Source organism: Pseudoduganella sp. RAF53_2 (assembly GCF_052113985.1).
GTDB lineage: Bacteria > Pseudomonadota > Gammaproteobacteria > Burkholderiales > Burkholderiaceae_D > Rugamonas.
The window spans coordinates 1-9587 of sequence record NZ_JBFRDW010000173.1; the positions used below are offsets into that span (position 1 = coordinate 1).

At 63.1% G+C, this 9587-nt stretch carries 11 protein-coding genes and 1 tRNA gene; 2 read left to right on the forward strand and 10 right to left on the reverse strand.

Annotated features, from left to right (window positions below):
- A partial coding sequence (locus AB4Z11_RS12435; protein WP_442025560.1) for an alcohol dehydrogenase catalytic domain-containing protein occupies positions 1-391 on the reverse strand: 391 nt, incomplete at its 3' end.
- 92 nt (positions 392-483) lie between these two features.
- On the opposite strand from AB4Z11_RS12435, the gene AB4Z11_RS12440 reads away from it, so the two are divergent.
- A complete protein-coding gene (locus tag AB4Z11_RS12440; protein ID WP_442025561.1) occupies positions 484-1422 on the forward strand; it encodes a LysR family transcriptional regulator in 939 nt (312 codons plus the stop codon).
- On the opposite strand, the gene AB4Z11_RS12445 is transcribed toward AB4Z11_RS12440, so the two are convergent.
- Entirely contained in the window at positions 1376-2077 is a 702-nt protein-coding gene (locus AB4Z11_RS12445) for a hypothetical protein (protein ID WP_442025562.1), read from the reverse strand. The two genes, AB4Z11_RS12440 and AB4Z11_RS12445, sit on opposite strands and share 47 nt — an antisense overlap.
- Positions 2078-2224: 147 nt before the next feature.
- On the opposite strand from AB4Z11_RS12445, the gene AB4Z11_RS12450 reads away from it, so the two are divergent.
- A complete protein-coding gene (locus AB4Z11_RS12450; protein ID WP_442025563.1) occupies positions 2225-2530 on the forward strand; it encodes a hypothetical protein in 306 nt (101 codons plus the stop codon).
- Positions 2531-2536: 6 nt separating this feature from the next.
- Here the strand turns inward: AB4Z11_RS12450 and AB4Z11_RS12455 are convergent, their stop codons facing one another.
- The 8 genes from AB4Z11_RS12455 to AB4Z11_RS12490 form a co-directional block, all read right to left on the reverse strand.
- Entirely contained in the window at positions 2537-3325 is a 789-nt protein-coding gene (locus AB4Z11_RS12455; protein WP_442025564.1) for a sterol desaturase family protein, read from the reverse strand.
- Between the two features lie 88 nt (positions 3326-3413).
- Entirely contained in the window at positions 3414-4721 is a 1308-nt protein-coding gene (locus AB4Z11_RS12460) for an adenylosuccinate synthetase (RefSeq protein ID WP_442025565.1), read from the reverse strand.
- Positions 4714-5685, reverse strand: coding sequence for a VWA domain-containing protein (locus AB4Z11_RS12465; RefSeq protein ID WP_442025566.1), 972 nt, complete (start codon positions 5683-5685; stop codon positions 4714-4716). The genes AB4Z11_RS12460 and AB4Z11_RS12465 overlap by 8 nt, the downstream gene beginning before the upstream one ends.
- A gap of 18 nt (positions 5686-5703) precedes the next feature.
- Positions 5704-6588, reverse strand: coding sequence for a protein kinase family protein (locus AB4Z11_RS12470; RefSeq protein ID WP_442025567.1), 885 nt, complete (start codon positions 6586-6588; stop codon positions 5704-5706).
- 165 nt (positions 6589-6753) lie between these two features.
- Positions 6754-6829, reverse strand: a tRNA-His gene (locus AB4Z11_RS12475).
- A 93-nt stretch (positions 6830-6922) separates the two neighbouring features.
- A complete protein-coding gene (murI, locus tag AB4Z11_RS12480) occupies positions 6923-7768 on the reverse strand; it encodes a glutamate racemase (protein WP_442025568.1) in 846 nt (281 codons plus the stop codon).
- A complete protein-coding gene (locus AB4Z11_RS12485; protein WP_442025569.1) occupies positions 7768-9294 on the reverse strand; it encodes a fumarate hydratase in 1527 nt (508 codons plus the stop codon). Before AB4Z11_RS12485 ends, murI begins: the two co-directional genes overlap by 1 nt.
- Before the next feature lie 21 nt (positions 9295-9315).
- Positions 9316-9587, reverse strand: a 272-nt coding sequence (locus AB4Z11_RS12490) for a YqhA family protein (RefSeq protein ID WP_442025570.1), incomplete at its 5' end; no start/stop codon positions are given.

Sequence of the window (9587 nt, forward strand, 5' to 3'; positions counted from 1 at the left end):
TCTCAGCCACCTCGCGCAACGTGCCGTGCGGGAAGGTTTGCTGGAGTGGACCGCTGTCGGCGTCGATGGCGGTGAGTCCGATCAGGATGCGGGCCGGTTCCGCCACCGCATCCGGCGCYTGCCACAGCGGATGCACGGCGACGCGCTGGCCCGGCTTCAGGTGATACACGCCATCGCCGACCGCCAGCACATGGCCTACGCCGTTGGTGCCCGGCGTGAAGTCGCCCTGCGGGTAGCCGTAGGGCAGTTCGCCTTCCAGATAGGCTTCCGTGTAGCTAAGCAGAGGCACGGCGTCCATCCGCACCAGCACAGCGCCGGGGCGTGGCGTCGGCTGTTCGATGTCCTGCAGTTGCAGGGTTTTGGCTTGCTGATTGAAGATCCAGGCTTTCATGTCGTTTGCTCCGTTGAGTGGTTGGCGTTGATTGAACTTTAGCGAAGCGGGACGTATAGTTGAAATCGATTCTATCAACACGAGCTATCGATATGGTCAATATGCGTAAGGTGGACCTGAACCTGCTGCTGTCGCTGCAAGTGCTGCTGGAAGAGTGCAATGTAACGCGCGCGGCGCAGCGGCTGCATCTGGGGCAGTCCGCGCTGTCCTCGCAGCTGGCGCGCTTGCGGGAGATGTTTGGCGATCCGCTGCTGCTGGCGTCCGATACCGGCCGTGGCATGGTGCCGACGGTGCGTGCGCTGGCGCTGTTGCCCGAGCTGCGCAAGCTGCTGGTGCAGATCGAGGCGGTAGTATCCGCCGCACCGGGCTTCGATCCCATGCGGGTCGAGCGTGATTTCCGCATCGCCGCGTCGGACAATGCAGCGACCACCCTGGGTGCGGCTTTGATGGCGAAGCTGCCGGTGCTGGCCGGTCCCGGTGTGCGGCTGGCCTTCGTGCCGGCGGACGCACAACTGATCGCAGGCCAGCTGGAACGGGGAGAGGTGGACCTCCTGATCGGCTCCGAACGCATGCTGCCGCACACCATGAGGGCGCGCAAACTGGTGGATGAACATTTCGTACTGGTGCAGCGCAAAGGCCATCCACGTGGCGACCGCAAGCCGACGCTGAAGGCCTACTGCGCGCTGGAGCATGTGCTGGTGTCGACCAGCGGCGGCAGCTTTCTCGGCTACATGGACGAGCAGCTGGCGCGGCAGGGCAAGGCGCGGCGCGTGGCGCTGTCGGTGTCCAGCTTTCTGCTGGCGGCGCAACTGGTGAGCGAGAGCGATTACGTAGCCACGCTTCCCAGCAGACTCGCCGCGCGCCACGCGGACCGGCTGGACAGCTTCCCGCTGCCATTCGAAGCGGGCGGCTTCAGTTTGTCCGCCGGCTGGCATCCGCGCTATCACGCCGACCCGGCCAGCATCTGGCTGCGGCAGGCCTTGCTCAGCGTAGCCAGCGCAGGCGCGAACGCGGCGTCGGATCGAGGGTGATCACTTCCGGCGCGGCGCGCAGCAGGTCGGTCGCCACCAGTGCCCGTGTATCGCGCGCCGCAGCCAGCGCCGCATCGCTTTCCGCTACGCCCAGCCACACCAGGTGCGGACCGTCCGTGCGCACGGGCAGCTGGGGGAAGTTGTTGGCCACGTCCAGCGTCCCCAGCACACCGCATTCGCGCACACCTGCCTCGCGGTAGCGGCGGAAGCTGGGATCGGCCAGCTGCGTGAACTTGTCCATCGCGCCCGGCTTGGGTGTGCAGATGATGGCAACCGCCACGCCCTGCGCAGCACCGGACTCCTTGACTGGATCGACAGCCGGCAGCACTGGCACGCCGCGCTCGGGATGCAGGGGGCGCAGCAGCAGGACGTTATCGCTGTCCGTCATCAGACCGTTCAGCGTGGATTTGTGCTCCTTCCACACCTCGCCGTAATAGAAAGCCGAATTGACGATGGCACGGTCCTCATAGCTGCGGAAGCCGCGCAGCCAGATAAAGCCGTCCGGATTGTCGCGCTCCGCGAACTGGCCCAGCGCCATCGCGCGCAGCTGCTGGAAGGCCTCAGGGAACAAGGTTTCGAAATAGCGCGCAAACGCGGTGCGCTGGCCCGGCACGATGGTGTAGCGCCGGAATTCAATGACTGGAAAATCGCTCATGATGCCCTCGTAAGTGGAATGCGGCCAGCATACGGGAGCATGCGGACAGTTTCTGCCCTGATTGAACACGAACGTCGCGGGCTGGCGCAGCTGAACCGTGCTAGTATTGTTGGTTAATTAACTAGCCAAACCAGCAGTGAGGTGTACATGCGTTTCAACTGCAAGACGAATCATGGCGACGTACTGGCTGTCGTGAGTCATCCCGCCGACGGTGCGTCGGTCCGCATCGAATGGACGGCCAGCGCCGGACRAGGCGGCGCCCGCCAGATCGAGTATCGCTTCGCAGGGCCAATCAAAGTGCCAACCACGTCGACCGATCCGGCACGTCATATAGCGCACCGGGCGCTGTCCCACTTCAATCGCGCGGGCGGCATGGCAGTGGCCGAAATTACGCATCTGCGCATCGAAGACCTGGAACCCGACCTCTCGCTGCACCTCGACGCGCTGGCCTGACTTAGCTCATTGCGTCACTCTTGTTGCACGCAGGCTGCGCAGGGGCCAGATCACAGCATCGGCAAACCCTTTTGGTTCGTCACTGGTATCGAGTCCGGTGGGCGGGTATTCGTCGGGCTGAGGTTTGTGATAAGTGCCGAAGATGACGTCCCAGATGGTGAATATCGCCGCGAAGTTACAGTCGAAATGCTCGGGCAGGCAGGAGTGATGCACGCGGTGGTACTGCGGCGAGTTGATGATGCCCGATCCGCGGCCGAAGCCGATGCGGATATTCATGTGCAGGAAGACGTTGTAGATGCTGGCCACGGCGTACATGCCCAGAACTACGCGCGGTGTTTTGAACAGCAGGCCGATGAGCAGGTGAATGGTCACCATCTTTAAAGCCTCCTCCAGCCAGAAATGGCGGTTGGTGGTAGATGCGTTCAGCGCCGTATCGCTGTGGTGGAAGGAGTGCATGGCCCACATGGCGGGGAAGCGGTGCTGGGCTCGATGGAAAAGGTACTCCATCAGATCCGCAGCCAGTGTGTAGGCGATAAAGCTCAGGGCCAATCCCCAGCCGGAGCCGGGTAGCGCGATCCAGCCGCCGCCAGCCGCGTTGACCGCAGCGACCGTCACGATAGACACGCCAGGGGCAATCAGCGCCTGCGCCAGCATATACAGCGCCGTGTAAATCAGATTGAATGCGCTGGCCCCAGCCGGCTGTTTTTGCGCAGGCGCCAGACGCTCGATGGCCAATGCGACAATGATGATAGCCAGGAAAACCAGCACACCGACCAATGTGGATACAAAATCCATAGCCTGCGTCCTCTCTGCTCCTGGCCCATCTTATGGCGCAAGGGCGCGTGGCAACAAGCTTTTTAAGGCGCAGTGCTGCTTTTACGCGTCACGGCAGACCAACGTGGCGGTGCGTTGGCCCGAACGAGCCTGAGACGACGGGCAGCTTGGCCACGGACTGCAATTCATCGATAAAGGCAGCCGCGCCGGCAATGGGCGCGTGCGAATAGCTCGGCACCGCTGCACCAAGCTGGGCGCACAGCACCTCCTGATGCGCAAGATCGCGACAGGTTGGGAGCGTCAGCTCGCGGACCTCGCGCCCCGCGATGCCATAGCTGTGCGCCCAGTGCAGCTTTGCCCCGCGCGCGAACACGTCGAGATGGCTGGCCAGCAGGCCGTCGATTCGCTGCGCGACGGCCAGCGCGTAGCGCAGCAGCACGGCGTCCGGGTGCCCGCGCCGGAACGCGCCCTGCCAGCCACTGTCCTGGTTATGCGGCTCCGCCAATTGATCCAGGGCGCGATCCTCGGTCGGCAAGGGGCCTTGTCCGTGGCGCGTCAGGTAGCTGCGCATGGCGCCGAGATGGACGATGCGCTCGTTCAGGCCATAGGACGCCAGCACCGCGTCTGCGCTGGCAGGCCCGGTGCTGCTCCAGGTGGTGTGCGGATGAAAGCCATGCCACTCGTCGAGCAGCATGCCCTGCGCGCCTTCCATGACGACGCTGCCTGGCCGTCGCAGTTGCGCGCTGATTTGCTCCGGCTGCGCAGGACGCACCAGCGCGGTCAGGCGCTGGGCGTGCTCAAGCCACAGCCTGCCGAAGCCAGGATCATTGAGAATGCCGGCATCCTGCGGGCTCAGTGCGAGCGCGCCATCGGGCAGCGCTCCGAGCAGGTTTAAGCGCAGGGCCTCCAGCTTGTCGAGGGCTTGCGGTGCATGCAAGAGGTCTACGTAGCGGATCGCCTGATCCGGATGGCGCAGTGCATGGCCAACCGTTTCGCCAAAACCCACGCCGCAGCTTCCGTGCGCACCCGTGCCGCGCGCGCGTTCGCGCAAGCGCCCGGCGGCTTCGTGATAGGGCGTTGTGACCAGACAGCGCGCATCGATCAGCAGGCGGTTGAACGCATCGCTGACGCCGGCGCGTTGCAGAAAGCTCTCTTCCACCAAGAGCGCGGTCGGATGCACGACGACGGGCGCCGACAAAATGGTAGCAACGCCGGGATTGAACGTGCCTGCGCCGAACTGCGAGAAAGTGTGCTGGCGCCCATCAGGCAGCACTACGTTATGGCCAGCCTGGGCGCCGCCGTTGAAGCGCACGACCGTGTGTGCTGATTGCGCGCGGCACAGATAATCCGTGAACAGGCCTTTGCCGCAGTCGCCAAATCCAAGTCCGATGACGGACGTGACGCGGCCCTCAACCAAAGAGGCGCTTCCACCACGAGCGTTCACCGACTGCCGCTGCGGACGACGAAGTTGGCACATCTTTGGCGATCGTCGGGTCCAGCAGCGCGGCATATGGGCGCAGGGCGCGCATGATGGCCGAGATGCGCTCGGATCGAATGCCTTGGGCGGTAAGCGTGTCCGGCAAGGTGTTTAGCTTGGCGCCTTCGGTCAGGGCGACAATCGATGCCGCGACCGCGCAGGTATCGTCCGGCGACTCCATGCAAATCACATGATCGCCGAGCAGCTCGCGCCAGCGTGCCTCGCAATTGCGGCGGCGGTGCAGGTCCGGGATCAGGAAGAACAGGTGGAAAGTCTCGGACGCCGCGGCGATCACTTCCTCAATCGGCAGGTCGTGATCCAGCCGCTCGCCGACCAGCGCTTCGATCTGGTGGCGCGACACTGCAGGGTAGGGGCGTTCATCGCCAGTCAGGAACAGGTAGCCTTTCTTGCGGCGCTTGACCCAGCAATCGAGATCGGTGTGCTGGGCTGCCATGTAGAAGGCCAGCTCGTAGCTCTCTTCGCCGGAACCGCCACCGCCGCCCTCGATGAAACTCCAGGTCAGCCACTGGTCCATCAGCTCCGCCGTTGATTCGAACTGTCCGACCTGCAAGGCCGCACGGTCGGAAGTCGCGTCACCGATTGCCATGAACTGAATTTGCGGATCGGCGATGCCGCAGGCCGTCAACAGGCTCATAAAGGTTGGCAGCTCCCGGGTCGCCAGCTGGTGCGGAATATTTCCCATTGATCCGGTTACATCGAGCGCGAAGACAATGCCCAGCGAATGCGGGTGGTCGGCATTGTCGCGCGACTCGCGCATCTTGATGCCGTGTGGGTTCATCAGCGGATGGCAATTGGTCTGCTTGAACACTTCGTTGCGCGATGCGGATGCGCGATCGGCGACCAGTGCAGCGTGCGCCGCGTGGGAGTAGTTACCGTGCCCCATGGCTTCTCCAGTGATTGGTTATGGTGTTGGTTGAAAGGGTAGAAAGCGCGGTGCGCCGAAGGCCGCCGCCGCTGCTGCCGTGAGCTGCTGGTAAAGTCCTTGTGCACCCTGGGAGCGCAGCCAGCGCGTGTCGGTGCAGGCGAGGGACAGCAGTTCGGCCAGGGGCGCGGGAACGGATCGGGGCAGATCCGGTTCGTGGCCGCTGGCGCTGGACCCGGCGAGCAGGGCGCGCATGCTCCAGGCGGATTGCATCAGGTCGCGCGTCGCATCGCCGCCGCGGCTTGCGCCCGACCAGCCGATCAACAGCACGCCATGGTCGTCAGGATGCACCAGCATGTGCTCCAGGCTCACGCGGCCATGACGCCAGCCTATGCCATGCACGTGCGTCAGCACTTCCAGCACGCGCCGCCACATCCACACGACATGGCGTGGATCGAGTCCGGACGCGTAGGCGCGGTGCACTTCGGCCAGACTGCCCCAATATCCGGGAGGATGGCGTAAAGCGAGTACCGTGCTGCCTTCGCCGTCCGGCCCCAGGGCCACGGGCTCTGGCAAGCGCTGGGAAAAATAAGCGGAGCCGGTCGAGCCATCGGCCTGCAGCTGCCGCAGGATGTGATGTTCGCCTTGCAGTTTGCCTGCGTCCGCGAACTTCAGGACCACGTGCTCGCCCAGGCGGCCGCAGCGCCGCGCCAGCAGCACGYGCGATGTGGCGCCCTGATAAAGCTGGCGGATGGGAAGATAGCGGCGGCTGCCGCAGCCGATTTGCTGGCTGTCCGGTTCACCCTGGAAGCGCCGCAGGGCCTCGCGATAGCGGGCAGTGTCGACCACGTTGTCGGTACGCGTAACGGTCGCGCCACAAAAAGGGCAATCGACTGTGCGCCAGATGGCCTGGCGTGGAAGCATGCCCCCGCACTGCGGGCAATTCAATGATTGGAAGTCCACGCAACTCCTGAAAGTCGACAGTAGTACGCGTCGATTATATTTCAGGGATGCCAAATTGCAAATGTTGGCCGTGGCCGAAAGGCGGAAATGAAAAAGCCCAGCGCGAGGCTGGGCTTTTAAAATTCTTGGGGTGGCTGATGGGGCTCGAACCCACGACAACAGGAATCACAATCCTGGACTCTACCAACTGAGCTACAGCCACCACTGAAACTGCTTTCTGACACGCCATCAGCGCGACAGAGCCGGAATTATACTGGCTTGACTGGCACTTGGCAAATGCAAATGCAGGATTTCTTCAAAATTGCCCGATTTGCACCGGTTCGATCACCGGGCGCAGTCCCAGCAGGTCGGAAAATGCCTTGGCAATGGCTTCCGGACTGCCGCTGGTGTAGCAGTGCAAGTGGGCTGGCGTGCCGCCCGGGCGCTGCAAGCCGGCGCTTTCCAGAAGGCGGGCCAATTGACGTGCCACGGCGTCGCCGGTGTCGATCAGGGTCACTTCGCTGCCGCCATGCGCCGCCACGACCTGCGCAATGGCTTCGCGCACGAAAGGATAGTGGGTGCAGCCCAGAACGACGGTGTCCGCGCCTTGATCCAGCAGGGGAGACAGGAAGCCGCCCAGCATGGCCAGTGTGGCCTCGGAAGACAGCTCGCCCATTTCGATGCGCTCCACCAGACCGCCGCAAGGCTGCAGCAGGAATTCGGCTTTCGACGAAGCGGAAATCTGGTCGCGCAGGGCCAGGAATTTCTCGCCTTTCAGTGTGCTTTCGGTCGCCAGCACGGCCACCTTGCCATTGCGCGTGGCCGCGGCGCCCGGCTTCAGGCCCGGCTCCACGCCAACGATAGCCAGACCGGGATGGGCTGCGCGCATGGCTTTGATGGCCGCCACCGTGGCCGTATTGCAGGCCACGACGAGCGCCTTGGCGCCACGCGACAGCAGGAAGTCCGTGATGGCAAGCGAACGCCGCACCAGCCAGTCCTCCGTCTTTTCGCCATAGGGCGCGAAGCCGGAGTCCGCGAAGTACATCAGGTGTTCCTGCGGCAGCTGCGCGTGGATATGGCGCAGCACCGACAACCCTCCGACGCCGGAATCGAAAATGCCGACAGGTCCGTCGGCGGAGGGCAGGGGCGCGTGGTGGGACATTAAGCCGGAACAGCCGCTTTCAGCGACTCGATCTTCACCGCCCACTCTTTCGGGCCGGTGTTGTGCACGGAGGTGCCGGAGGAATCCACAGCCACGGTCACAGGCATGTCGACCACGTCGAACTCATAGATCGCTTCCATGCCCAGATCTTCGAAGCCGACCACTTTGGCGCTCTTGATCGCCTTGGACACCAAGTAGGCCGAGCCGCCAACCGCCATCAGGTAAGCCGACTTGTGCTTCTGGATCGATTCGATCGCAGCCGGGCCACGTTCGGCTTTACCGATCATGGAGATCAGGCCGGTCTTCTCCAGCATCATGTCGGTGAACTTGTCCATGCGGGTAGCGGTGGTCGGGCCGGCAGGGCCAACGACTTCGTCGCGCACCGGATCGACCGGGCCAACGTAGTAGATCACGCGGTTGGTGAAGTCCACTGGCAGCTTCTCGCCCTTGGCCAGCATGTCCTGGATGCGCTTGTGCGCTGCATCGCGGCCGGTCAGCATTTTGCCGTTCAGGAGCAGAGTCTGGCCTGGCTTCCAGGACGCCACTTCTTCCTTGGTCAGAGTGTTCAGATCAACGCGTTTGGACTTCTCGGTGTCCGGAGCCCAGGAGACATCAGGCCAGTCGGACAGCTTCGGTGGCTCGATGTATGCCGGGCCGGAACCATCCAGTACGAAGTGAGCGTGACGGGTCGCAGCGCAGTTCGGGATCATGGCGACCGGCTTGGATGCAGCGTGGGTCGGGTACATATTGATCTTCACGTCCAGCACGGTGGTCAGGCCGCCCAGGCCTTGCGCGCCGATGCCCAGAGCATTGATCTTGTCGCACAGTTCGATACGCAGTTCTTCCAGCTTGTTCTGCGGGCCGCGCTTTTTCAGCTCGTACATATCGATGTCTTCCATCAGCGACTCTTTTGCCATCAGCATCGCTTTCTCGGCGGAGCCGCCGATACCGATACCCAGCATGCCTGGCGGGCACCAGCCGGCGCCCATCAGCGGCACGGTCTTCAATACCCAGTCCACCAGCGAGTCGGACGGATTCAGCATCACGAACTTGGTCTTGTTCTCGGAGCCGCCGCCTTTGGCAGCAACGCTCACGTCAACGGTATTGCCTTCGACCAGTTCCATGTGCACCACGGCCGGGGTGTTGTCTTTGGTGTTCTTGCGCTCGAAGTGCGGGTCGGCCACGATGGAGGCGCGCAGCTTGTTGTCGGCGAAGTTGTATGCGCGGCGCACGCCTTCGTTCACGGCGTCGGTCACGGTGCCGCTGAAGCCTTCGAAGCGAACGCCCATACCGATTTTCAGGAAGACGTTGACGATACCTGTGTCCTGGCAGATCGGACGCTTGCCCTCGGCGCACATGCGCGAGTTGGTCAGGATCTGCGCGATCGCATCTTTGGCGGCCGGGCTTTGCTCGGCTTCATAAGCGCGTGCCAGGTGCTGGATGTAGTCGGCCGGGTGGTAGTAGCTGATGTACTGCAGCGCGGCTGCGACGGATTCAATCAGGTCGTCTTGCTTGATGATGGTCATGATGTTGGCTCGGTTGGCTAATTAGTGCTTCGATTCGTTTTGCGTAACTGTGGTGATGCGGTCTGTGTAGGCAATCGCCATTGCCGACAGCAGGAATACGACGTGGATGGTGGTCTGCGCAATCAATACCTTGGCATCGTAGGCCGAGGCGTTGATGAAGGTCTTCAGCAGGTGGATCGAGGAAATGCCGATGATGGCCATGGCCAGCTTGGTCTTCAGTACGGAGGCATTCACGTGCGACAGCCATTCCGGCTGGTCCGGATGGCCTTCCAGGTCCATGCGCGAGACAAAGG